The 24,902-nt window shown below is 57.0% G+C and carries 14 protein-coding genes, 1 tRNA gene and 1 pseudogene; 6 read left to right on the top strand and 10 right to left on the bottom strand.

The window, feature by feature from the left end; genetic code table 11:
- Window positions 1–17: 17 nt before the first annotated feature.
- Window positions 18–103 (bottom strand) — tRNA-Leu (locus tag AABO57_25710).
- Window positions 104–275: 172 nt separating this feature from the next.
- Here AABO57_25710 and rnr point away from each other — a divergent pair.
- The 5 genes from rnr (at window position 276) to AABO57_25735 (ending at window position 9,951) form a co-directional block, all read left to right on the top strand.
- Window positions 276–2,480 carry a ribonuclease R gene (rnr, locus tag AABO57_25715; GenBank protein ID MEK6289126.1) on the top strand — a complete coding sequence of 735 codons (2,205 nt, stop codon included), beginning with the start codon at window positions 276–278 and terminating at the stop codon, window positions 2,478–2,480.
- 178 nt (window positions 2,481–2,658) lie between these two features.
- On the top strand, window positions 2,659–4,608 hold the full coding sequence (locus AABO57_25720) for a prolyl oligopeptidase family serine peptidase (GenBank protein MEK6289127.1): 1,950 nt from the start codon (window positions 2,659–2,661) through the stop codon (window positions 4,606–4,608).
- Between the two features lie 141 nt (window positions 4,609–4,749).
- On the top strand, window positions 4,750–5,832 hold the full coding sequence (locus AABO57_25725; protein MEK6289128.1) for a transposase: 1,083 nt from the start codon (window positions 4,750–4,752) through the stop codon (window positions 5,830–5,832).
- Window positions 5,833–6,650: 818 nt separating this feature from the next.
- Window positions 6,651–7,727, top strand: coding sequence for a hypothetical protein (locus AABO57_25730; protein MEK6289129.1), 1,077 nt, complete (start codon window positions 6,651–6,653; stop codon window positions 7,725–7,727).
- A gap of 148 nt (window positions 7,728–7,875) precedes the next feature.
- Window positions 7,876–9,951 (top strand): S9 family peptidase, encoded by a 2,076-nt coding sequence (locus AABO57_25735; protein ID MEK6289130.1) that lies wholly within the window; start codon window positions 7,876–7,878, stop codon window positions 9,949–9,951.
- A gap of 398 nt (window positions 9,952–10,349) precedes the next feature.
- On the opposite strand, the gene AABO57_25740 is transcribed toward AABO57_25735, so the two are convergent.
- The 9 genes and pseudogenes from AABO57_25740 to AABO57_25780 all read right to left on the bottom strand — a co-directional run bounded on the left by AABO57_25740 (window position 10,350) and on the right by AABO57_25780 (window position 23,676).
- Window positions 10,350–11,804: a DUF512 domain-containing protein gene (locus AABO57_25740; protein ID MEK6289131.1), complete on the bottom strand. Its 1,455-nt coding sequence runs from the start codon at window positions 11,802–11,804 to the stop codon at window positions 10,350–10,352.
- Window positions 11,805–12,058: 254 nt separating this feature from the next.
- Window positions 12,059–14,380, bottom strand: a pseudogene (gene lon / locus AABO57_25745) (endopeptidase La).
- A gap of 68 nt (window positions 14,381–14,448) precedes the next feature.
- Window positions 14,449–14,808, bottom strand: a complete 360-nt coding sequence (locus tag AABO57_25750) for an Hsp20/alpha crystallin family protein (GenBank protein ID MEK6289132.1) — start codon at window positions 14,806–14,808, stop codon at window positions 14,449–14,451.
- A 79-nt stretch (window positions 14,809–14,887) separates the two neighbouring features.
- Window positions 14,888–15,517, bottom strand: a complete 630-nt coding sequence (locus AABO57_25755; GenBank protein ID MEK6289133.1) for an ATP-dependent Clp protease proteolytic subunit — start codon at window positions 15,515–15,517, stop codon at window positions 14,888–14,890.
- 70 nt (window positions 15,518–15,587) lie between these two features.
- Window positions 15,588–16,724: a hypothetical protein gene (locus AABO57_25760; GenBank protein ID MEK6289134.1), complete on the bottom strand. Its 1,137-nt coding sequence runs from the start codon at window positions 16,722–16,724 to the stop codon at window positions 15,588–15,590.
- Window positions 16,725–16,788: 64 nt separating this feature from the next.
- Complete coding sequence (locus AABO57_25765) at window positions 16,789–17,121, bottom strand: hypothetical protein (protein MEK6289135.1); 333 nt, start codon at window positions 17,119–17,121, stop codon at window positions 16,789–16,791.
- Between the two features lie 104 nt (window positions 17,122–17,225).
- Window positions 17,226–19,859, bottom strand: coding sequence for an ATP-dependent chaperone ClpB (gene clpB / locus AABO57_25770; protein ID MEK6289136.1), 2,634 nt, complete (start codon window positions 19,857–19,859; stop codon window positions 17,226–17,228).
- A gap of 153 nt (window positions 19,860–20,012) precedes the next feature.
- On the bottom strand, window positions 20,013–21,035 hold the full coding sequence (locus tag AABO57_25775; protein ID MEK6289137.1) for a J domain-containing protein: 1,023 nt from the start codon (window positions 21,033–21,035) through the stop codon (window positions 20,013–20,015).
- A gap of 412 nt (window positions 21,036–21,447) precedes the next feature.
- Window positions 21,448–23,676, bottom strand: a complete 2,229-nt coding sequence (locus tag AABO57_25780; protein MEK6289138.1) for an SMP-30/gluconolactonase/LRE family protein — start codon at window positions 23,674–23,676, stop codon at window positions 21,448–21,450.
- Between the two features lie 182 nt (window positions 23,677–23,858).
- On the opposite strand from AABO57_25780, the gene AABO57_25785 reads away from it, so the two are divergent.
- Window positions 23,859–24,857 (top strand): aldo/keto reductase, encoded by a 999-nt coding sequence (locus tag AABO57_25785; GenBank protein MEK6289139.1) that lies wholly within the window; start codon window positions 23,859–23,861, stop codon window positions 24,855–24,857.
- Window positions 24,858–24,902 lie beyond the last annotated feature (45 nt).

Consider the following 24,902-nt stretch of genomic DNA (forward strand, 5'->3'; position numbering starts at 1 on the left):
GAGGAGGTCGGAAAGTTTGGTGCGGATGAGAGGACTTGAACCTCCACAGGATTTCTCCCACAGCGTCCTGAGCGCTGCGCGTCTGCCATTCCGCCACATCCGCATTGTTTGGCGATTGTGATTCGAACGAAGCGAAAATATACTAACCAGCGCTTGCAAACAGTGTCAATGGATTTGCGATTTGCGATTGCGGATTTCAAAATTGAGGTGGCGAGCAAGGAGCCTTGATCGCAAATTAGAAATCGCAAATCGGAAATCGGAAATCCAAAATCGAAATGGTCACGACAAACTTATCGCCACAAAGAGTACTTCAATCGCTGCCGAAGTCTCGCGAACGCGGCGTCACCGCCGATAGTCTCGCCGAAGCACTGAACCTCTCGGAATCCCATACAGCCCAGCTCGGCGTGTTTCTGAAAGAGTTTGTTCGGGTTGGGCTCGCGGCGGCGAAAGGCGCACGCTACTGGCGAAAACAGGCTCCCGGCTTGTTGATCGGAACTCTCAGGGGAACTCGCTCAGGTCACGCCTTCGTTGTGCCCGACGACCCGAAAGAGCGTGAGAAGGGAGACCTCTTCGTAAACGCCCGCGCGATGGCCGCGGCTTTGCACGGCGATACCGTGATTGCTCGCGTCACCGGCGTGCGCGAGCGCGGGCGCGAAGGCCGCGTCGAAGCGGTTTTGCATCGCGCCAATCAAACGGTCATCGGAACATTCGTAAAGCTCAAATCCGAGAGCTTCGCCTCGCCGATCGATGAAAGGTTTCTCTACGAGATCAGCATCGCGCCCGCGGATATACTCGGCGCGAATGACGGCGACATCGTCAACGTCGAGATCACCCGGCCTCCCATAGCCGGGCGGCGTCCATGGGGACGAGTGATCGAGGTCCTGGGCCAGCCTGAACAACCGGGCATTGATCTTGAGATCATCATCAGAAAGCATCAACTGCCTCACGTCTTTCCCGAAGCCGCACTCGCCGAAGCGGAAGCCATTCACGACGCCATAAGCGAAGAGCAACTCGCCGGGCGAGAGGATCTGCGCGAGCGGCTGACGATTACGATCGATGGAGAGACAGCGCGCGACTTTGACGACGCCGTGTCGCTCGAGGAGCTGCCCAGCGGCCGTTTGCTTCTTGGCGTTCACATCGCCGACGTGAGCAACTATGTCCGAGAAGGTAGCACGCTTGACGAAGAAGCATTCCGCCGCGGCACATCGGTTTACTTTCCCGAGCGCGCCATTCCGATGCTTCCTGAGAGGCTCTCGAATGATATCTGCTCGCTCAAGCCGCAAGTGGACCGGCTGACGATGTCGGCGCTGATCGAGCTTAACCGAAACGGCCGCGTCGTCGACTACCGGCTCGCGCCTTCCGCAATACACAGCCGCGAGCGCATGACGTATACCGCGGTCAACGAGATCATCACTCACCCCGACGGTGAAACCGCGCGGACTTATGCTCACGTCAAGGAAATGCTTCTCAAGATGCACGATCTGACTCTTGTTCTGATCAAGCGAAGAGAGGAGCGGGGCGCCATTGACTTCGATCTGCCGGAGGCTGAATTGTGGTTCAACGACGAAGGTCAGATCGGCGGCATCGCTAAGTCTGAGCGCAACATCGCCCACCGCCTGATCGAAGAGTTCATGCTGCTGGCAAATGAAACCGTCGCGCGTCACCTTGAACCATTGAACGTGCCGTTGCTCTACCGCATTCACGAAGAACCAAATCCCGACAAGATCGAAGAGTTCGCCGAGATTGCCGCGTCGTTTGGCCACAAGTTCTCGATGCACGGCCCAATTCCTCAACGCGGCTTTCAGCAGCTTGCGCGCGAGATTCAAGGCACGCCCGAAGAGCGTATGCTTTCGTACTTGATGTTGCGCTCGATGCAGCGCGCTCGTTACACGCCGCAGAACGCGGGACACTTTGGGCTGGCGATGAAGACTTACACGCATTTCACGTCACCAATCCGGCGCTATCCCGATCTGATCGTCCATCGCGTACTTCGCGAAGTCATCGAGCGCGGCCGGGAGGGCGACGAGTGGAGCCAGGTCGATCTCGGCGCCAAGCATGCGGTTAAACGCGTGTCCTGGCCCGTGCTTGATGAACAGCGCGAGACCGAGCTTCGAGCCGGGCTTGAGGTGATCGGCGATCATTCCAGCGAGCGCGAGCGCGCCGCCGCCGACGCTGAACGCGAGTTGATGGACTGGCGTAAGACTGCATTCATGGCTGATCGCGTGGGTGATGAGTTCGACGGCGTCATCACCGGAGTGAAAGAGTACGGGTTCTATGTTGAGTTGGATGAGTTCTTCATCGAAGGGCTGGTCCACGTTTCGACACTTATCGACGATGTGTACGATTATCAAGAGCGCAGACACCGGTTGGCGGGGAAACGTACACGCCGCGAGTTTCGACTGGGCCAACGGGTCCGGATCGCCGTGAATCGAGTCGATCAAGCGCGTCACTTGATAGACTTCTCGGTGGTGAAGCCTTAAGAAGCCGGCGTCCGCCCTCCGTTAGGACGGCCGCTGACGTGCTAGACGCCGGGCCATTTCGGTAGGAACCTAGCGGATGCCCCGTCCGTACAAACTGCTTCGCTGCGTAAAAGACGTTCGCTTATTGTTAATGCCTCAGCAATCCGGCTCGTTACGGACTCAACGACAGGAGAATTCCATGAAATCAACAACCACGTTCAAAGAGAGAAAACACCCGTTGGCGTTGGCTGCCGCCGCGCTTGTTGTATTGACCGCGTTCTCGCTCCCGGCGTTTGGCCAGGGCGCCAAGAAAGCCGCAAGCCGCGCCATAAAGCAATACACGATCGAGCAATTCCTAACAACCACCGCAATCGGAGGCAGTTCATTCTCGCCCGACGAGAAGTCGATACTGTTTTCGAGCAACAAGAGCGGGATCTACAATGTCTACAGTGTACCGGTCACCGGAGGCGAGCCGAAGCAGCTCACTCGCTCGACGACCGAGAGCACTTTCGGCATCGGCTACTTCCCGAACGATTCGCGCATTCTGTACACGCACGATCAGGGCGGCAACGAGAACAACCACATCTATGTGCTGGGCGCGGACGGCAAGGAGAAGGACCTGACACCAGGCGACAAGCTCAAGGCTCAGTTCCTGGGGTGGACGCACGACGGCAAGGCCTTCTATATATTCACAAACGAACGAGACCAGCGGTTCTTCGACATCTATAAGCTGGACGCCGTTAGCTTCGAGCGGACGTTGCTATATCAAGACACCGTCGGCTACCAGTTCGGCGACATCTCCGACGATGGGAAGTTTATCGCCTTCGCGAAACCGAACACGACCTCTGATTCGGACGTCTACCTCTACAACGTCGCGACAAAAGAAATGAAGAACATCACGCCGCATCAAGGCGATGTTGCTTCAAGCCCCGCGGCGTTCGATCCCGCGGCGCGATACTTGTACTACCAAACCGATGAAGGCAGCGAGTTCTCATACGTCGCGCGGTACGACCTGACGACCGGAAAGAAGGAGCCGGTTGAAAAAGTGAATTGGGACGTGGCGTTCACCTACTTCTCGCACAACGGCAAATACCGAGTTTCGGGCGTCAACGAAGACGCGCGTACGAAGGTAAAGGTTTACGACACTGCTACGGGCAAGCCCATCGCCTTGCCTGCTTTTCCAGAGGGTGACATCACCTCGGTCAACATCTCCCGTAGCGAGAAAGTGATGGCCTTCTACTTCAACGGGTCTCGTTCGCCGAGCAACCTTTATGTCTACGACTTCGCAACCAAAAAGGTGAGCAAGCTGACGGAGAGCCTGAACCCCGAGATCGATTCAGCGGATCTGGTCGAGTCAAAAGTCATCCGCTACAAATCGTTCGATGGTATGGCAATTCCATCCATTCTTTACAAGCCCCATCAGGCGAGCGCCGCGAAGAAAGCGCCGGCGCTGCTGTGGATTCACGGAGGTCCGGGTGGCCAGACTCGAACCGGCTATAGCGGAGTGATTCAGTACCTGGTTAATCACGGCTACGTGATTTTAGGCGTCAACAACCGTGGAAGCTCGGGATATGGCAAGACGTTTTTCACCGCCGACGATCAGAAGCACGGCCGCGAGCCGCTTTGGGATTGCGTGGAAGCGAAGAAGTACCTGGCATCGCTCGGCTACGTCGACACGTCGAAGATCGGAATCATCGGCGGAAGCTACGGCGGATACATGGTGCTTGCAGCGCTTGCGTTCAAGCCCGATGAGTTCGTGGTGGGCGTCGATCTGTTTGGCGTTTCAAACTGGGTGCGCACGCTCGAATCGATCCCTCCTTACTGGGAGTCGTTTCGCAAAGCGCTCTACAAGGAGCTCGGCGACCCGAAAGCCGACCTCGAAAATCTGAAGGCGATTTCTCCGCTCTTTCATCCGGACAAGATCGTCAAGCCTCTGATGGTTCTGCAAGGCAAGAACGATCCGCGAGTAATCAAACCCGAGTCCGACGAGATAGTCGAAGCAGTGAAGAAGAACGGCCGCGTCGTCGAATACGTGGTCTTCGACGACGAGGGTCACGGGTTCACCAAGAAGGCTAACGAGATCCGAGGCTACAAGGCGATCCTGGATTTTCTCGATAAGTATCTCAGGGGAGCGGACGCCGGCAAGTAGTGCAGTAGTCAAGGAGGTGGCCTGTGCTCGACGAAAGCGGGGGCAAGCCGCCTTCCCGACCTAATATGAAAGGGGCGCCCCTTTGGTGATATTTTGAGTTTGTTTTAAGCAGCTCAAAAAGTTCACGCGAAGGAGAGCCCCATGAACAAAGACAAGTATGTAGGACTGGACACGGATCAGGCAACCATCATCGGCAGGGTTGATGATGCTAAGGGAAACTTCGTAATGGAATCGGCCATCGAAACCAGCGCAAGTAGTATCCGGCAGTTCTTCAAAGGTCTGGACGGTACTATTCACGTCGCGTTTGAAGAAGGTACTCAGGCTGCGTGGTTGTATGACGTCATCCGGCCGCTGGTTGCCGAGGTCACAGTCTGTGATCCGCGGCGCAACAAACTGATTCAGTCAGGGAACAAGGCGGACAGAATCGACGCTGCGAAGCTGGCGAGACTGCTGAGGCTGGGCGAGCTGCATGCGGTCTATCACGGCGAGCGAGGCACACACGGGTTAAAGGAACTGGTTCACGGGTACGAGAGCTTGGTAGCCGACACGACGCGGACAAAGAATCGATTGAAGGCAGTCTTTCGAAGCCAGGCGATTCGTTGCCGAGGTCAGTTGGTTTACAGCAAGCAGGAGCGCAAGCAGTGGCTCGGCAAACTGGACACGGCGGCGCTGGGCGCACGAGCTTCAGGTTTGTACGAACAATACGACTGTCTCACAAAGCTGCGAGACAAGGCACACAAAGCGATGACCACCGAAGCGCTCAGACATCCAGCCTACAAGCGGCTAAAGAAAGTGTCCGGTTTGGGAGAGGTGAGGACGGCGCAGATCATAGCGGTGGTGAGCTCGCCACACCGGTTCCGCACCAAGCGGCAGTTCTGGCCTTACTGCGGGCTTGCGGTGGTAACTCACAACAGCAGTGAGTATGAGATCGTAGATGGCCAGCGGCGAAGAAAACGCAACAAGCAGGCTCAGACTCGAGGATTGAATCAGAACTACAACAGGACATTGAAAGCTGTGTTCAAGGGAGCAGCGGCTACTGCGATCGAGCGGCCGCCGTTCAAGCAATATCGCCAGAGGCTGATCGACAAAGGGATAAGGCCTGAGCTGGCGCTGCTGACGGTGGCGCGCAAGATAGCCGCGATAACGTTGACGATCTGGAAGAAGGGAGAGGAGTTCGATCCTGAAAGAGTGAATCAAGCGGTACCAGGCACAGGCAAAGAGTGATCTGTCGGAAGCCTTACACGCAACCGCAGTCGCCACTTTACCTGAGCAAGGGTCGAGGGAGAGTATCAAATCACAGGTTGTGCCCGAAGCGCTCACAGCTTCAAGCACCAATCCCGACTGCATGCCCCCTCGCACTAACCAGATAAAAGCTGTAGCCCGCGAGGCTCAGATAGAACTGTGGTTGGCAACAGACCAACCGAAACTGCTTGATAAGGACTCAGGATAAGGAACGACGCAGTTGCGATTGTGATGGAAGGCGGAGGATCAGACACCGGGTGTAAGTTCGGGCTACGAGCGGGGAAGCTGTGGAAACTGCCGCGATGTGGGAGCAGTGGAAAAATTCAACTACAACGACAATTTTTCCACTGCTCCCACATCGCTTGGGAAACTCTCCGCAAGAAACAAAAGCGCGGAGAGTTTCCCACAGTTCCCACAGCTTCGGCGGCTGGGTTTAATCTCGGAAGAGAAACCAGTGAGCGGAGCCGTAACCTGCTGCGTGAGGTAGCCCGGAACCTGTCTTGGGAAGCTCATGGTGAATCGGGAACGTGGCTGGCTGGCAAGAAAATGCAATCCCAGCCGGCTAGGGGAAAGTTTTTCCTTGACAGCCCCCTTTCATAGAACCTGTGATCCTGCGAACGGTACCTTGAGTTCCAGGTTGTTGAAAAGGATCACGGGTCGGGAAGGATGGCTTGCCCCCGCGATTGAGCCAGCACAACCTGAACGGTCCGAGCGTCGAGAAGAAACCTTAGCTCGAATCGAAGCGACGACTCTGCCGAAGTCACACAACCAATCCTGGGCAAGCGAAAGGTCACCGGACAATGAAACAGACAGTCCTCAGCCGGTCGCGAGCGCTAGCGGCTATGCTGGCGCTGGCCATCGCACTCGCGGCTCCCGCCCCGCATCTCAGCTTTTCTCTCAGTCAATCGTCCGCACAAGCGGTATCAAAGACCGAGTTCGATGTCGTCGAGGGGATCTTTCACGACGGGTTGGGCACCTACGCTGAGATCGCTCTGGCGAACGAACTCCTTGCCCTCGCACATCTCTCGCAATCTGGATTCGATACTTCCCGGAGCATTGCCAAGATGCGCGACGCGATCAACCGGCTACCAGCATCGCATCCGAGTCGAGCTGTCTTCGAGCGCGAGATCACCAACATCACCGAGGCCGTTAAGAGCGGTGCTGCCGAACTCCTCAAGAGCGTGAAGCCTGCCCGCCTCACGCGAGTCCTGCATACACCGAGAGATTATGCAGACGCAAAGGCGGGCGACCTGAGGCTTGAATTCAGCGGACGTTCCGAGCTGCCCGTTTCCGTCAAGACCGACAAATCCGGAAAGGTGGCAGTCTCGGAAGGCCAGACTCCACACATCGACGAGAAGTGGGCCGAGAGATACTTCCGAACCTCATCGACGGAGCTGAACCAGATTATTCGCGACCTGGGTTTCACATCGATGTCCGAGCTGAAGTCTCACTACTTGAACGTTGCAAGGTTGGTCGCCGAGGTGCTCATCCGAAAGCTCCGGCTTGTCGACTGTAAGCCGGCAGACTTCAGCCGCGCGCGAGTGACAGATCTTGGCGCGCTCAAGTACGTCCTGCATCAGCTCGTGCTGTTCAAAAGCGGCAAAGACAGAAGCCGGGTCATCATCTTCGATCGCTCGACCGGGGAAGTGAAATGGGAGTCGCTGCTTGATGAAGTGGACATCGATGGCCTGACTGCCGATCGAGTGTCGTTCCTTCCATCTCGTCCGCGCGGCGGAAATCCCATTGCTTCGGAGTTCGGCATCAAGATCGACGGCAGAACAGTAGTGTCGTTTCAGATCAAGCATAAGCGAGGCTCTGCCCGCACTACGAGTCATCGGTACGAATTCTCCGACATCACAACTCGCCTTCGAATATGACGTATATGACGTATATGACGCATTGACTTCGGATTGGCCCTTGGGTAGCCTATCAGCTTGCTCGTTCATCGGTTTTATCACAAAACTCAATCGCGTTTGCTTCATTCGCAGTTCACATTTCAAAGCAGCGCATTCTGGAGGAAGATTCATGAAGCGCATTGTCGCGTTATTAACTATTCTCGTCCTGTCGCCGGCGTCGATGGTTGCGGCGAAGGCTCAACAGCCGGCGCGACCGTTCACGATTGAAGATCTGCTAAAGGTGCGCCGTGTTTCCGATCCGCAGGTTTCGCCGGACGGCCGCTGGGTCGCCTATACGATTGCCGATACCGACAAAGCTGCCAATAAGCGGACGACTCAAATCTATTTGATATCGACGGACGGCGGCGAGCCGCGACAGCTCACCAACGAAAAACAGTCTTCACATTCGCCGCGGTGGTCCCCCGACGGGAAGCGCCTGGCATTCGTTTCCGCTCGCGACGGTGAATCTCAAATCTGGACCATCGAGCTAACCGAAGCCGCGACCGGCGCGCTCAAGAAGATCACCAATATCTCGACCGGCGCCGATGCTCCCATATGGTCACCCAACGGAAAGTGGATCGCGTTTACCTCTGAAGTCTATCCCGAGTGCCCGACGGACGATTGCAACAAGCAGCACGCCGAAAAGGCAGCCACGAGCAAGGTCAAGGCAAAGATCGCCGAGGGGCTGCTATACCGCCACTGGACCACATGGAAGGAAGCCAAGCGAACGCACATCTTCGCTGTCTCGAGCGAAGGCGGAGAGAGTCGCGACCTGACACCGGGCAACTACGACGCGCCACCCTTCAGTCTGGGCGGGCAGACCGACTATGCATTCTCGCCCGATTCAAAAGAACTGGCCTTCGCTCGCAACACTGACAAGGTCGAAGCGATCTCGACCAACGGGGACATCTTCACGGTCCCGGTGACCGGCGGCGAAGCCCGACGCATTACCGGCGACAATCCCGCGAATGACCTTACGCCGATGTATTCGCCGGACGGTAGATACATCGCTTATCGAGCGCAATCCAAGCCAGGGTTTGAGTCCGACCGCTGGCGGTTGATGCTCTACGATCGCAAGACGGGTCAGAGCAACTCGCTTACGAACCAGTTCGATTCATCGGTTGAAAGCTTCACCTTCTCGGCTGACGGGCAGAGGATCTACTTGACTGCCCTCGAACACGGCCGCCAACCGATATATGAAATGCCGCTCGGCGGCTTCCCGGGTAAGAAACTGATCAACGACGGCTTCAATGATGACGTGCAAGTGACCGGCGATGGAAAGACACTAGTGTTCACTCGGCAGAGCGTCACGCGGCCCGTCGAGATCTACAAAACCAATAGCCTGGGCGCGGGCGCCACTCAAATAACAAAGACCAACGACGCTTTTCTGGCCGACTTCAACCTGAAGCCCGCTGAAGAGATCTCGTGGGAAGGCGCCACCGGCGCGAGAGTCTACGGATTCATCACCAAGCCGCCAAACTACACGGCCACCAGGAAATGGCCGTTGATCGTCCTGATTCACGGCGGGCCGCAAGGGTCGTGGAATGATTCGTGGAGCTATCGATGGAACCCGCAGCTTTTCGCCGCCGCGGGTTACGTAGTATTCTCCCCAAATCCCCGCGGATCGACTGGCTTTGGTCAGAAGTTTGTCGATGAGATTTCCGCTGACTGGGGCGGCAAGGTTTTCACTGACATACTCAACGGAGTCGCGTATGTAGCTTCCATGCCGTACATCGACCGCGAGCGTATCGGCGCCGCCGGAGGAAGCTACGGCGGTTACATGGTCAATTGGATCGAAGGTCATAACAACGATCCGCGCGTGAAGTTCAGCGCTCTGATATCACACGCGGGAGTCTACAACTTGACGAGCATGTACGGCGCCACCGAAGAGCTCTGGTTCCCGGAGTGGGAATTCAAAGGCACGCCCTGGACGAATCCGGAGATGTACAGCAAGTGGTCTCCGCACATGTTTGTGAAAGAGTTCAAAACTCCGATGCTGGTGATTCACGGCGAGCTTGATTATCGCGTGCCGGTTGGCGAAGGCTTACAACTGTTCACCGCGCTCCAGCGGCAGGGCGTTGAGTCGAAGTTGCTAATCTACCCTGACGAAGGTCACTGGGTGTTGAAGCCGCAAAACTCAGAACTCTGGTACAAGACTGTGCTGGAGTGGTTCGATAACCACCTGAAGCCCAGATCGCAATCCTGAGAGGCCGGCCAATAGAGTTTTGCCTGAAACGAACCGGTCGTTTGGGGAGAGAGCTGGCTTCTTAGTCGAATCGTCGAGTCGATGCGCCAATATTGCTGGGGGATGCGCCAATATTGCTGGGGCAAGATGGGACAAAAAAATTGGAGGTCGCCACCGTGCCCGGGCGACGACCTCTCCCCAAGTTCAGAACAGAATGGTAGAGATTCTTAAGGATGTGCGGCTTAAGATTAAGCAATCCCGATACCGCGAGCGCTCCACAGACTCAAACCGTACCTGAGCAAGCTCTTAGTTGAATGTGTCTCGTCACGAACGCGTTTTCTCCTTCCAAGATTCTGGAAGTATCTACGAAAAATTGGAAATCGAATTCTCGCGCGCCGAGTTGCGGGTGAGTTCAGGGTTCAGGGTTCATGGTTGGTTCTTATGATTGAGGTTCGTAACCCTGAACCACGAACTCGGAACTCCGAACGCGGAACTTGATCAACGACGCGTCGCTCCAACTCTATCGCGTTGCCGATCATGCTCGAAAGCGACGGGCCACCATGCGAGACGGGCATTTGAAGCTGGCGTTCGAGGTCTTCGAGCGTGAGGTCGTCGAGAAAAACGTTACCCGACTTTAGACAAGCCTGCTCGGGGACGATCAGAAAGTTCCCGTCGATTGACCGGCGAGCGGCCATCACGTCGCCACCGGAAATTAATCCCGCCACGGTTACCTCTTCACCGAAGAATTCATTGCGCAGGCCAACAACCTTGAGTCGCGTCCTACATCTCTCATTGATTTCGTTCACGCAGCGCGACAGTATCGGGTAAAACAGCTCGCCGGTCGCCACTGTGCCATGCAGTGATTCCGGCTCTATGTCGAAATCAGCGGCGAGGTCGCGCTTGAGGATTTTGCCGGTCTCGACGATGAAGCGCCGCACCATTCCCACGCCGTCTTCGATCTGCGGGTAGTCGCCATAGTGCGCACGTCCCGGGAGCGGCAAACCGGCGCGCAGATAAAACTCGTCGGCAAGGAACACAAAGGTGGCGCCGAGCCGACGGCGGAACTCACGCTGCCACGGGCGGACCTCTTTGATCAGCGTACGAGAAAACGCGTCCGTCACCGCCGTAAGCTTATCGCGATAATTGTGCAGCCTGGTGAACACGACCGGAACCACCGCAACCGACCGGAGTCGTGGATAGAGCTCCGCCAGATCGTTGATCGTTCGTCTAAGCACCCGGCCATCGTTGATCGAAGGGCAAAGGACTATTTGAGCGTGAAGCTCGATGCCGTGTTCGGCGAGGTATCGCATTTTGCCGAGCACATCGTCGGGCCGCTTTCGCCCAAGAAGATGACGCCGCACCTCGGGATCAGTCGCGTGAACGGAGACGTATTGCGGCGAAAGCCGCTGCTCGACTATGCGATCAAGCTCCGCTTTCGAGATCGAAGACATAGTAGTGTAGTTGCCATGCAAGAACGAGAGCCTGGTGTCTTCGTCCTTGAAGAACAGCGACTCGCGAGAGCCCTTAGGGTTCTGATTGCAGAAACAGAAAAGGCAATCATTTGCGCACTGGCGCGGCGAGAAGTATTCAAAATCGAGTCCCCAAATCTCTCCCTCGCCGACTTCAACCTCGAGCTCGACTCCTTCGCCTGATTCCTTGATGATGTCGAGCCGCACGCGGTCCTCGCTTCCCGAATAGAACTGAAAGTCGAGGAAGTCACGCAGGTCGTGACCGTTGATTTTCATTATGCGGTCGCCGGCCTCGATTCCCGTTTCATCCCCAAGCGCGAACGGATCGACCGCTGTCACTACCACGCCCTTCTCTTTCCTCGGCGTGTTGATGGGATAGATAGTCTCGAATAATTCCGTATACATAACCCAGAGAGTATAACAGAAGCTCTTGAGGCATTTTAGAGAGGTAGAGTGGTCACCTCGGCAGAGTTGATCGGAGTGGATTGACGACCGGAATTGAGGAAGCTGACTGAGCGAGGAGCCTTTGTGGCTCCTCGCTCTCTGATGTGGTTCTATGCTCGGGCCTCCCCGCCTTCAGCTCGAACCTCATCGCGGGCGGTTACGGTTTTCGCGCCGGGCACGAGCCGATCGGGTCCCTTTTCCTCGGCAGGCTGCGTAAGCGTCTGTGGCAGAAGGTCCTCGACTCGATCAACGAGGATCACCTCGAGATCGCGCAGTGCTTCTTCGGGGATATCCTTCAGATCGGGCTCGTTCTTCTTCGGCAGCACAACCCGCTTCATCCCGGAGCGGCGCGCTGCAAGCACTTTGCCTTTTATGCCGCCGACGGGCAGCACGAGCCCGCTCAGCGTGATTTCGCCCGTCATCGCCGTATCGCTCCGAACCGGACGTCCCGAACACAACGACGCCAGCGCGGAGACGATCGCAACGCCCGCAGAAGGACCGTCCTTCGGAGTCGCGCCCGCGGGCACGTGCACATGCACGCCGCTGTTCTCGAACTTCGTGGCGCAGTCGAAACCTAGTTCCTCTGAGTGCGACCAGAGGTAACTAAGCGCGGCCTTCGCCGATTCCTGCATTACCTCGCCGAGCTGACCAGTCAGAGTAAGTCCCTTTGATCCGGGCAGCAGAGTCGCCTCGATGAACAAGACCTCGCCTCCCATCTCAGTCACCGCAAGTCCAGTTGCGACTCCCGGCGGCAGCTTTTGACGGGCCATCTCGTGGAAGAACATCTCGTGACCCAGATACTCTTCAAGCTCCTCCGGAGTGACGGTGAAAACGTCGCCCTTCCCCTGGGCGACCTTGAGCGCCACCTTTCGGGCAACGCTTCCGATGCTGCGTTCGAGCTGTCGCACACCGGCCTCGCGAGTGTACCGGCCGATAATCCCCTGAATCACTTCATCGGTGAACTGAAGCTGCTCTTCGCTCAAACCCGCTTCCCTGATCTGCCTCGGGATCAGGTACCGCTTGGCGATGTGAAGCTTCTCCTCGTCGGTGTATCCCGAGAGCCGGATCACTTCCATGCGATCTCGCAACGCTGGCGGGATTGGCGACAGCGTGTTCGCGGTTGCGATAAAAAACACCCTTGAAAGATCGAACGGCAGATCCAGATAATGGTCCCTGAAGGAAAAGTTTTGAGCCGGGTCGAGTACCTCGAGCAGCGCCGAAGCCGGATCGCCGCGGAAGTCCATACCGAGTTTGTCTACTTCATCCAGCATCATTACCGGGTTGTTGACGCCGGCGCGACGCAGCGCTTGAATGATGCGCCCGGGCATCGCGCCTATGTACGTTCGGCGGTGGCCGCGAAGCTCAGCCTCGTCGCGCATTCCGCCAAGCGACATTCGTTCGAACTTGCGTCCCATCGCCCGAGCGATTGATTGACCCAGGCTCGTCTTTCCAACTCCCGGCGGGCCGACAAAACACAGGATCGGCGCTTTCGTCTTCGGATTGAGCTTGATCACCGCCAGATGCTCGAGTATTCGCTGCTTGATGTCGACCAGATCGTAGTGATCTTCGTCGAGCACAGCCTGGGCGTTGTTAAGATCGAGGCTCTCCTCGGTCGATGTTTTCCAGGGCAGATCGAGTATCCAGTCGAGATAGGTTCGAATGACGTGATAGTCGGGAGCGGCGCTGGGCAACCGCTCGAGCCTCTTCAGCTCGCGCTCTGCTTCAGCCCGAACCTCATCGGGCAGATCGGCTTTTTCAATCCTCTCGCGCAGAAGCTGCGCTTCGGCTTGCTCGGGCTCGGCCTCGCCAAGTTCCTTCTGAATCTGCTTCATCTGCTCGCGCAGGATGTAGTCACGCTGCGCCTTGCCCAGTTCCTCCTGCGCCTGGTTGGCAATCTTGCTCCTGATCTCCAACACCTCGACTTCACGCGCGAGGTATGTGTGCATTAGGTGAAGCAGTTCGCTTTCTGTATTGGCCTCCAGCAGAGCCTGTTCCTGCGTAACGGTCAGGTCGAGCACCGAACCGAGGAAGTAGGCAAGCCGCACGGCGTCATCCGCTTGAACGATGATGTTGCGAATCTCCGGTGGTACATTGGGCAAGAGGCTCAGCGCTTTTTGAACCAGCACCTGAATATTTCTTTGAAGCGCTTCGACCTCAGGAGTCTTCTCGCGCACCGGTTCAGGCAAGATCTCGACGCGCGCTTTCAGATAGGGCGTCTGTTCGATGAACTCGATTATGCGAAACCGCTCCTGACCCTGGACAATCAGATGCAAGACTTCTTCGGCTCCGGGAGAGCGCATCATCCGGTTTATCACGACAACTGTGCCGCTCGCGTAAAGCTTATCCGGCGTTGGCTCGGTATCGCCGTCCTCGCGCTGTGCCACCACGCCAAGAAGCTTCTCCTCGGTTGACAGCGCAGCTTCCGCCGCTGCAAGCGACATCGTACGTCCAACCGTAAGGGGCGTGATGCCCGATGGAAAAATCACAATGTTCCTGAGTGGCAGGATCGGCAATTCTAAAATCTTGTTCTCTGTCATTAACTTTACCCCTGATCACAACCCGATTGTCCGTAGCGAAACGAACAACGTTGATCGCTCTTTGGCGCTTAAGCGCAATTCAAGTGCAGTATGAACCAGCCGTCTCTGCTTTCGAGTTGAATTTCCGCTCGAGGCAGATCGCAAGGGATCTTCAGAATGCGCTCGAAGCGGCTGTAGGTTATTTCGAGTTGATGATAGCTCCACCCCTCGGTGATCACGGTGTCCCGCCGCACCCCGCGAACTATCAGCTTATCGTCGGCTACCATCACTTGAACATCCTCCAGTTTGACTCCGGCAAGATCGAACTTGATCTTCCACCCTTCCGGGCACCGGTAGATGTCGACCGCCGGTTGCCACAGCGGGCCGCTCGGCCGACGGTATTCGCTGCTGATTCGCTCAACAAAAATCCTCTTGCTTCTTGACATCATAAGCTTGCTCCATCGGTAGCATAGACTTTGGTCTGTGCCTTACGTCACCCCGCGGCATGAGACTAAGGTCGATGCTAATTCACCGCAGATTCGCCGGTTCAACGAGCTCGCTTACGAGCGCGAGATCGCGCGACGAGAGAACGCTATCGATGAGCCCGTAATCGACGGCTTGCGGTGGACTCAAAATGAAGTCCCGCTCGACATCGTGGTCTGTCTTTTCGAAGGACTGTCCGGTCAAATCGGACAATATGCGCGATAGCAGATTTCGCGTTCGCAGAAGCTCTTCGGCGTAGATCTTCACGTCCGTCGCTTGACCGGCTATGCCTTCAACCGAAGGTTGATGAATGACTATCCTGGAATGAGGCAGCGAAAACCGTTTTCCTTTGGTTCCTGCCGCGAGCAGAATTGCCGCCATCGAAGCCGCTTGCCCCATGCAGATTGTGACTATGTCCGGCCTGATGAAGTGCATTGTGTCGTAGATGGCGAGTCCTGCTGTAATCGACCCTCCGGGGCTGTTGATATAGATGGATATCTCCCGGTCAGGGTCTTCGGATTCCAGATATAGCAACTCCGCCACGACTATGTTTGCCACGGCTTCGTCGATGTCACTCCCGAGAAAGATGATGTGTTCTTTCAGCAGCCTGGAGTAAATATCGTAGTGGCGCTCGCCTCTGCCCGTTGTCTCGACGACTGTCGGTATTAGAACCATTTAGTCCTTGATGCGTGATGCGTGATGCGTGATCCGTGATTCTCTCACGCGTCACGCATCACGCATCACTCTAGAATCTCAACACCGCTCCGATGCCCGCTTCCGCCAGCTTAACCGCCGCTTCGCCGGACACCAATTGAACCTTGCCTCCCATATCGAGCACCCGGTGCGAAGCGCGGTTGATCAAGTCCGGCGCTGCCTCGAGCTTCCCTCCGCAGAACGAGCACTTTTCATCTCCATCCGCGACCAGCACGTGACACGCGCCGCATTCTTTTCCCGCGAGCCGGAAATCTCGCGCGACCACCAGCCGGTACACTCTTCCCTCGTTGACGGCCTCTAAAGTATTCCGGACGCCGAGTACCGCCCGTTCACCTTTCATCGCGGCGGTGATCATCGAGTCCACAATCTTGGCTTCATCCTGGTTCTCGGCCTTTTCCTGCACAGCCCTCAATTCGCTGATTAGCCGGTCGTGGCTCGCATCCACCGGCGCGGAGATTGTGCCGATGATCATTTGTTGGATCCGCTTGGGGAGGGCGCCTGTAAACACTGAGGTCGCCTCCACCGGCCCGCCTATTACGATTCTTTTCAGCTTCATCCGATCGATGACTGACGCCAACTCGTCGGCGACTCGTTTCGCATGAGACTGCACGTGATTCGTGTGATCTCGTTCCATCTGCCCCTGCGACCAGATGTGATCCGTGCCCGTGGTTGCATGCTTATTAGGCACATCAGACATGATTTCGGCCTGCTTTTCCATACCTGCGGCGTCGACAGCCAGAATGCGAGCGTGATGTTTGTCTATCAATACGACGCCGAAGCGGTCGTGCTCTTCAACAACCTCGAGTAAGGGGCGGACCCAGGGTTTGGGCGACCATCTGAGTCCGGTCGGCAATTCGACCTGAAGATCGCGCTGCCACCAGAAGTCATGCTTCGAATCACTGAACACAACCAGCGCTTTCCCCTTCGGCACGTAGTCGCTGAGAAAATGGCGAACGCGCTGGCACTCGGTTTCAAACCTTTGCTTGCTCTCCTCGTGCGAGTTCTCGTCCTCGGCGACCTGCCGAAACAGGCCGTCGACTCTTGTTTCGAACCCGCGATTTAGGTTCGCGGCGTCCGATTGGTCCACGTTTAGGTAGAGGCTAAGAATGAATGAATCATTGCCGGACGGATAGTGTTGCAACTGGCGTACGTCGTCGCGCGAGATCATACCCTTCCTCCTTGTCCCTCGCCGGTTGATTGGTTGTGCCCGCGCCGAACAGCGCTTGGACACTCTAGAGCAGTATTTGCGGAGTCTGCAGGGAGCGTCCAGCCCCTGGGGAGATTTCTTCCGCCGAGATCGGTCTACCATCCTCAAGATCAGCATCGGGATCATCCTCGGCCAGAAGAAAGAATTCCGCGGTCCCTTCATTACCGAGTCCCTTCCCGATTCTGTTGAGCAAAGAGCGAGTCAATGCCGTGGCGACATAAGTCATAAGCTCCGGGTTGCGCTCCTTATAGCGAGCCAGGACCTCCTCATTGGACCAGACAGGTATGCCCAGCCTCCCGCTTATCTCTTCGGTGAAAAGGTCGCCGTTCGCACGCCGCATCACGAACATCTCGCTCATATCGATTTCACTCCGTTCGTCCAAGGCCCCGCGTTCAAGGGCCCGCGTTCAAGGGCATGATAGCACAGCGAGACTATCCGCCCGAACGTCTTACAACCAACTCTCTAATGTGTCGCCTCCGCCTCAGCCGCGAGCGGGCCGAGTGAAAATGATATCGCCCCGCCGGAGACGTCGGCCCGCAGGACCGAGTTGTCCTTCACATCGCCCTTCAGGATCAATCTGGACAGCGGCGTCTCGATCTCACGCTGGATCGCGCGCTTTAAAGGGCGCGCGCCGTACACCGGATCGTAACCCGCCAAAGCAAGATGCGTCTTCGCTTCATCCGTGAGTTCGAGGGTGATCCTTCGCTCTGCCAACCGTGTGCGTAACCGATCCAGTTGTATGTCGACGATCTTCTTCAAGTCTTCTTCGGTAAGCGAGTGAAACACGATGATCTCATCCACCCGATTCAGAAACTCGGGCCTGAAATGATGCCGCAATGCGTCGAGCACACCCTCCTTCATTCGTTCGTACTGATCGCCGCCAGGCTGCCCGCGATACTCCAGTATCAAGTGGCTGCCGATGTTGCTGGTCATGATGATGATCGTGTTCTTGAAGTTGACGACCCGGCCTTGGCCATCGGTCAGCCGCCCATCGTCGAGTATCTGAAGCAGCACGTTGAACACATCATGATGCGCCTTCTCGATCTCATCGAACAACACGACCGAGTAAGGCCGCCGCCGCACAGTCTCCGTCAACTGGCCTCCTTCCTCGTAGCCGATATAACCAGGCGGCGCCCCGATCAATCGGGCGACGGTGTGCTTCTCCTGATACTCGGACATATCAATGCGGATCATTGCGTGCTCGTCATCGAACAGAAACACGGCGAGTGCGCGAGCCAGCTCGGTCTTACCGACGCCCGTCGGTCCGAGGAAGATGAACGAACCGATCGGCCGATTGGGATCCTTGAGCCCCGAGCGCGCGCGAATTACGGCGTCGGCGACCGCACTGACGGCTTCGTCCTGCCCCACCACTCGTTTGTGCAAATGCTCTTCCAGCGAGAGCAGCTTTTGAAGCTCGCCCTCGAGCAGCTTGGAGACCGGAATGTGGGTCCATCGGCTAACGACTTCGGCGATGTCTTCTTCGTCGACCTCCTCCTTGAGCAGCCTGGTGCGATTGTGCTGCTGATCGAGACCATCTTCGTACTCGCGCAGTTGCTTTTCGAGCTGAATCAGCTTGCCGTACTGCAGCTCGGCCGCGCGGTTGAGGTCGTACTCGCGCTGAGCTTGCTCGATTGCCAACTTCGTCTGCTCGATTTCTTCGCGAATCGAGCGAATCTTCTGGACCGCTTCTTTCTCGGCTTGCCACTGCGCCTGGAGCTGATCGGCGTTTGCTCGCAAGTCGGCAAGTTCCTTCTCGAGTTTCTCGAGCCGGTGACGCGACGCCGCGTCGGTTTCCTTCTTCAACGCCTCGCGCTCGATCTCGAGCTGCATCACGCGCCGGAGGATTTCATCGAGTTCAGCCGGCATTGAGTCGATTTCGGTCCTGAGCTTGGCAGCCGCCTCGTCTACAAGATCGATCGCTTTGTCCGGCAAGAAGCGGTCCGAGATGTACCTGTGCGAGAGAACCGCCGCGGCGACCAGCGCCGAGTCCTTGATGCGAACGCCGTGATGCACTTCGTAGCGCTCTCTCAAGCCTCGCAGAATCGAAATCGTGTCTTCGACCGTCGGCTGGTCCACAGTCACCGGCTGAAAGCGCCGCTCGAGCGCCGCGTCCTTCTCCACGTGCTTGCGATACTCATCAAGCGTCGTCGCCCCGATGCAATGCAACTCCCCGCGCGCGAGCATCGGCTTCAACAGGTTCGCCGCGTCGACGGCGCCCTCGGCCGCGCCTGCGCCGACGATCGTGTGCATCTCGTCGATGAACAGAATAATCTCGCCTTCAGAAGCTTGGATTTCTTTCAAGACTGCTTTGAGCCGTTCTTCAAACTCTCCGCGATACTTCGCTCCGGCGACCAGCGCGCCCATGTCGAGTGCGACGATCCGCTTGTTCTTCAAAGTCTCGGGCACATCGCCCCGAACGATTCGCTGTGCGAGCCCTTCGACGATAGCCGTTTTGCCGACGCCCGGTTCGCCGATCAGCACAGGATTGTTCTTGGTCCGGCGCGAGAGCACCTGGATGACTCGCCGTATTTCGTCGTCGCGGCCGATCACCGGATCGAGCTTCCCCGCGGCAGCCATCTTGGTGAGATCGCGGCCATAGCGTTCGAGAGCTTCATAGGTGGCTTCGGGATTCTGCGAAGTGACTCGCTGGTGGCCGCGCACTTCCATCAGCGCTTTTTCGATTCGATCGCGAGTCGCTCCCGCCGTCTTAAGAGCGCGCGCTGCTGGCCCGCCGTCGTCAATCACGGCTAGCAGTAAGTGTTCGACGCTTACGTATTCGTCCTTCAGCTTCTTTGCTTCGTCCTCGGCGGCCACGAAGACTTTGTTCAAACGAGAGGTTACATAGACCTGATCGACCGGACCTGAAGGACCGGTAACCTTGGGTAACTTGGCGATCTCGCGTTCGACCGCTGCTTTCAAGGTTTCGACATTTACGCCTGCCCGCGTAAGAACCGACGGCACGAGGCCACCCTGCTGATCAAGCAAAGCGCAGAGCAGGTGCTCAACCTCGATCTGTTGATTGCTGTATCGGGTCGCAAGCGTCTGAGCCCCGCGAACCGCTTCCTGTGCCTTCTCGGTAAATCGATTGATATCCATTGCTATCTCCGCTCGTGATTCGTGATGCGTCATGCGTGATGCGTGACCGGAACTCTCCTTCGATTTGCTAGTCACAACACGAATCACGCATCACGAATCACAAATCACGAATCACAAATCACGCATCACGAATCACGAATCACGAAACACGTATCACTTTTCCCATCCCGCCCTCGGGTTGAAATTACTGGCCCCGCCCAACTCTCGATAGAGTTGTTTCTCACGTTCAGTCGGGTGAGCCGGCACAACAACCTTCAACCTTACATACTGGTCGCCTCGCCCACCGCCCCGCTTGTTCAATCCCTGGCCTCTAAGTCTGAGCCGCTGACCACCCTGAGCGCCGGGTGGTATCTTCACCTCCGCTTTTCCCTCAATCGTCGGAACCGCGATCGTCGCTCCCAGCACAGCCTCCCAGGGCGAAATTGGAGCTTCAGCGGTGAGGTCATCCCCGGAAACCGTGAAGACCGGGTGAGGCTTGATCTTCAGCTTTATGAACAAATCACCGGCCGCCCCTCCGCTTGCGCTCTGCGCCTGCTTTCCGACTTTTATCACCGAACCCTCTCGCGCGGCGGGTGGAATGTTCACGTCGATAGTCCTGGGGCTCAAGACCTGCCCCGCGCCTCGGCACGTCGAACACACGACGCCGGAAGGAGTATCAGTTCCACCGCAAGCCGGACACGGCCGCGCACCCTGAAGCGTGATCCTGTGCCGTCCACCTCTGTGAGCATCCTCGAGCGAGATTTCCATCTCGGCTTCAGCGTCCTGACTTCGACCGCTTCTGGTGCGCGCGCCGCGGCGCCGGTGGTCCTCCTGGCCAGGCGATTTCGCGCCGCCAAAAAACGTTTCAAAGAATTCGCTGAAGCCGCCTCCGCCGAAGATGCCTCCCACGTCATCGACTTGCACGTTGACCCGTCCCCATTCGGGCGGGGGCGTGAACTCGGCGCCATTCTTCCAGTTGGGACCGAGTTGATCATAACGCTTGCGCTTCTCGGGGTCAGACAGAACTTCGTTGGCCTCGTTAATCTCCTTGAACTTGTCTTCGGCCACTCGGTCACCCGGGTTCACATCCGGATGGTGTTTGCGTGCAAGCTTCCGATACGCCTGACGGATATGCGCGTCACTTGCGTCTCGCTTCACCCCCAGCACTTCGTAGTAGTCTTTAAACCTGACCGCCATTAAGTTCGGTTCCGCCAGTCGACACGCCTGAAAAATCTGCGATAGAAGCAGCATAAAATATGAGCGTGGAGCTGTCAAGTTTAATCATTTGGGAGGTGCTTTCCTTTAGTTCTTGTCGGGTCTTGATGTGAGCCTAACCCCGCGAATGCTGCAACCGTCCAGTGTTGATCCGACAGAGATAATTTCAATTGATGGTATTTCTAGCGGAAGCACCGACGCAGTTCCTCAAGGAAAGAAGGTGATAGAGGTGGTGGCCGGGGGGAAGGTCAGTGTGGATTATCGTTTCGCCAATATTAACGGCGGGCCGCATTACCCGTGGCACCGCCGCGATTCTCATCAACACTTGACCCGAAGTAGCTTCGCTTAGCTAAAAGGCTCGTCGCGACTCCTGTTCATGTCCAGCATTGCTGATCTAGCGCAAGGTGATCTTTCGTATTGCGAAGTTTTCGTAGTCCGCAACGTATAGAACCCCGCGCTGGATGTCGATTGCGAGACCTCGAGGCTGGTTGAACCCTGCATCAACGCCGGGGCCATCGCGAAGCTTTATGCTCAGTCCCCCGGCGAGAGTTGTGACATTGCCCGCTGAATCAATGCGACGAATGTCGCTGGCCCCGAACTCGGACACATAGAGCACACCATCCGAATCGAGCGCGAGCCCGATCGGCTGAAAGAACACCGCCAGTCCGCCCGGGCCGTTCACCAAATCACTGTCTCCCCCGCCTGCGACAGTGCTCACTCGCCTGTTCACAAGATCGATGCGGCGAACACGTCCGTTGTTCGTGTCAGTCACGAACAGGAAGTTGCCGTCGGCCGAGAGTGCTAGAGCTGTAGGCGTGTTGAATCGCGCCTTTCCGGCCGCTCCGTCCGAGAATCCGGGAACTCCGTTGCCCGCTATGGTTTCAACCAGAGATTGCCCGCCGCTTTGCGTGATCCGCCGGATGGCGTGGTTGCCAGCGTCGGCTATGTAGATCGCTCCATTGGGCGCAATCACAATGTCGTCCGGCAATCGGAACCCGGAGTCAAGCAACCCGGCGTCCCTGTAGCTGGCGAGGCCCTGGCGAGTGCTGTTCAAGCGGTTCTGTCTGTTTTCAATAGTAAGATCGTTGAACAAGCCGGCGAACGTACTGACCGTTATGCCGGCTCCGGACCTTTCGATCCGGCGCACAACGCAGTTTCCGTTCTCGGTTACGTATACGGTTCCATCACCGGCAACCGCCACGCCGTTCGGGAACGAGAACGTGGGCAGTTTCCCTAATGCGTTTCCGGAATCGTTGTAACCCTCCTCGCCGGTTCCCGCGAAAGTGCATGTTTGACGCGTGTTTGTGTCGACCGTTCGGATTGCATGGTTCTGCTGATCGGTAATGTACAGCAGACCATCGGGGCCGAGGGCAAGTCGCCTGGGACGCAAGAATCTGGCATCGTCGCCACTCACGCATCCCGGATCAAAGCCTCCTTTGCCCGTGCCTGCGAGAGTCGAGACGGTTACATCCGGTACCACCTCGAAAGTAACGATGACCGTCGCATTCCCATCTTTATCAATCACCTGAACAGTGTGCGAGCCCACCGCCGCGTTGGGCTCTATCGCCACGGTGAGCCGGCTTCGAGTGATGGCCCGAATGAACGCGTCCTGGCCATCTACCTTTGCAGTAACCTTCTTGTCAAAGTTGGCGCCGATGATGTCAATTGAACGCCTCTCTTCTCCATCCCGAAATCGAAAAGGCGCCAGAGTAAAAATGAACGGGCCTGTCGTCGGAGTAACCGGGATAATAGTATCCTGAGACTGGACTCCCTCTTGCTCCACGCGCAATACCAACCGGTCGGGTTGGCTCCTGAGACTGCCGGGGATTGTTGCTTCCAGCCGGTCATTCTTGCCGACGGTGGTCACTAGTTCCATGTCATTTAGGATTATTGTCGCGCCGGGCTTGAAATTTCCGGTCACAATCAGCGGGACATCCTCCGTTCCAACCTCCAGCGCGGCGGGATCCACCTCGAATATTTTCACCGGCTTCGGAACGACGAAGAACAGCTCAGTGTTGGATAGATTTCCATCCTTGTCTACAAGCGTTATCGGGATTGCCGCGGGATCGTTGACGAAGTCCTCCGAGATCTCAATCTGAAAGCCGTTTGGTACTTCCGTCGTCGCCGTGCCCCGGCCCCAAACCAGGATACCTCCCTTCTCTAACGATTCGGCCAGAACTGTAGGAAGGAATATGAGTCCCGAATCTTCCTCCGCGGCGTTGCCGTCGAGCCGAATCTGCAGGTTCGGATCTTGAGCTTTAACGGTGAGCGTCGCGGTAGGGCTGGTCGTGCCATCCGGATTTAGCGCCTGCACGGTGTGCGTGCCCGGCGACGCAATCAATGACGCGTCCACTTCGGCTAACAACACCTTGCCTTTTTTGCTCACTCGCGGTGAGGCCAGCGCGACACCATCGAACAAAACATTCGCCCCGCTTACAAAGCGGCGGCCGTCCAATCGCATCGTGAATGTTCGCGTTCCTGCTGTTATGACGGTAGGGTGAACTCTCTTAAGTTCCAAGGCGGCCCCTTGCGCCCGAACTGTCCAAACCTCGGATACACTGGATAGAAATCCCCACGACGACACCAAAACCACTGCCAGCAAATATGTGACTGCCTTCCTCATTCCGATAGTACTCCTCTTATCAGTATTAGACCCGGGACCGCGGCGCGCCCTCGACGAGCGATCATTTTCTTGTGCGAGTAAAAATTATACCCGGCGTTTTGAACGTTTCACAAGATGAAGTAACATCCGAGGTTACGACCGACGACCTCGCTTGTCGGAAATTTTCAGAGGAGGACGCAAAGGTGAAGGTAAAACGTCTTGGCCGGACCGGGCTTAAGGTGACCGAAGTATGCCTTGGAACCATGACCTTCGGTTACCAATGCGACGAGCTGACTTCATTCAAGATCATGGACGCGGCCGCCGAAGGCGGAGTTAACTTCATCGACACAGCCGATGTGTACCCAATTCCCGTGTCTTTGGAGATCGCCGGCAGAACTGAAGAAATCGTCGGCCGATGGCTTCGAGGCAGGCGCGACGATTTCGTGCTCGCGACCAAATGCAGGATGCAGATGGGCGCTGGCCCAAACGATACCGGGCTCTCGCGCAAGCACGTGCTGGCGGCGATCGAGGCGAGCCTGCGCAGGTTGGGTACCGACTACGTTGATCTCTATCAAGTGCACGCGCCTGACCCGGACACACCCATTGATGAAACTCTCGGCGCGCTCGACTCGATCGTCCAAAGCGGCAAGGCTCGCTACATCGGCTGCTCGAACTTCGGCGCCTGGCAGTTGGCCAAGGCCTTATGGACGAGCGATCGCCTTCGCTTTGCCAGATTCGATTCGGTTCAGCCTCGATACAATCTTCTGTTTCGGGAGATCGAGCACGAGTTGTTCCCGCTGTGCGAAGAAGAGGGAGTCGGCGTTATTGTTTACAATCCGCTGGCCGGTGGGTTTCTGACAGCAAAGCATCGGCGCGACGCGGCACCCGCCGAAAACACGCGCTTCGCGGTCGCGGGGAAGCTCTACCTGGACCGCTACTGGAACGAGGCGTGTTTTGGAGCGGTCGAGCGGCTGCGAGCGTTTTTTGAAGCGCGCGCAAAATCGCTGACGCATGCAGCGCTCGCGTGGGTGCTAAAGCAGCGAGCCGTCACCTCGGCGATAGTCGGTGCAACCAGCGCCGGCCAGCTACGCGACACGCTTGGCGGTGTCGGGCTTGAGCTCGACCGGGAGGAATTAGAACAGTGCGACAGCGTTTGGTACGAGCTGCCACGCGCTCGCGATCCGCGAATCGCTTTGAGGTGATGGGTGAAACTCGAGGTCGCTGATAGAATGTCGATCGAATTAATA

It is taken from the genome of Acidobacteriota bacterium, assembly GCA_038040445.1.
Classification (GTDB): Bacteria; Acidobacteriota; Blastocatellia; order UBA7656; family UBA7656; genus Onstottus_A; species Onstottus_A frigus.

Coding starts and splice junctions, on each gene's coding strand:
- AABO57_25725 (MEK6289128.1), top strand. CDS start 4,750: ATGAACAAAGACAAGTATGTAGGACTGGACACGGATCAGGCAACCATC.
- AABO57_25760 (MEK6289134.1), bottom strand. CDS start 16,724: ATGATCTCGCGCGACGACGTACGCCAGTTGCAACACTATCCGTCCGGC.
- AABO57_25740 (MEK6289131.1), bottom strand. CDS start 11,804: ATGTATACGGAATTATTCGAGACTATCTATCCCATCAACACGCCGAGG.
- AABO57_25780 (MEK6289138.1), bottom strand. CDS start 23,676: ATGAGGAAGGCAGTCACATATTTGCTGGCAGTGGTTTTGGTGTCGTCG.
- AABO57_25765 (MEK6289135.1), bottom strand. CDS start 17,121: ATGAGCGAGATGTTCGTGATGCGGCGTGCGAACGGCGACCTTTTCACC.
- AABO57_25750 (MEK6289132.1), bottom strand. CDS start 14,808: ATGATGTCAAGAAGCAAGAGGATTTTTGTTGAGCGAATCAGCAGCGAA.
- AABO57_25775 (MEK6289137.1), bottom strand. CDS start 21,035: ATGGCGGTCAGGTTTAAAGACTACTACGAAGTGCTGGGGGTGAAGCGA.
- AABO57_25720 (MEK6289127.1), top strand. CDS start 2,659: ATGAAATCAACAACCACGTTCAAAGAGAGAAAACACCCGTTGGCGTTG.
- AABO57_25730 (MEK6289129.1), top strand. CDS start 6,651: ATGAAACAGACAGTCCTCAGCCGGTCGCGAGCGCTAGCGGCTATGCTG.
- AABO57_25755 (MEK6289133.1), bottom strand. CDS start 15,517: ATGGTTCTAATACCGACAGTCGTCGAGACAACGGGCAGAGGCGAGCGC.
- AABO57_25735 (MEK6289130.1), top strand. CDS start 7,876: ATGAAGCGCATTGTCGCGTTATTAACTATTCTCGTCCTGTCGCCGGCG.
- clpB (MEK6289136.1), bottom strand. CDS start 19,859: ATGGATATCAATCGATTTACCGAGAAGGCACAGGAAGCGGTTCGCGGG.
- rnr (MEK6289126.1), top strand. CDS start 276: ATGGTCACGACAAACTTATCGCCACAAAGAGTACTTCAATCGCTGCCG.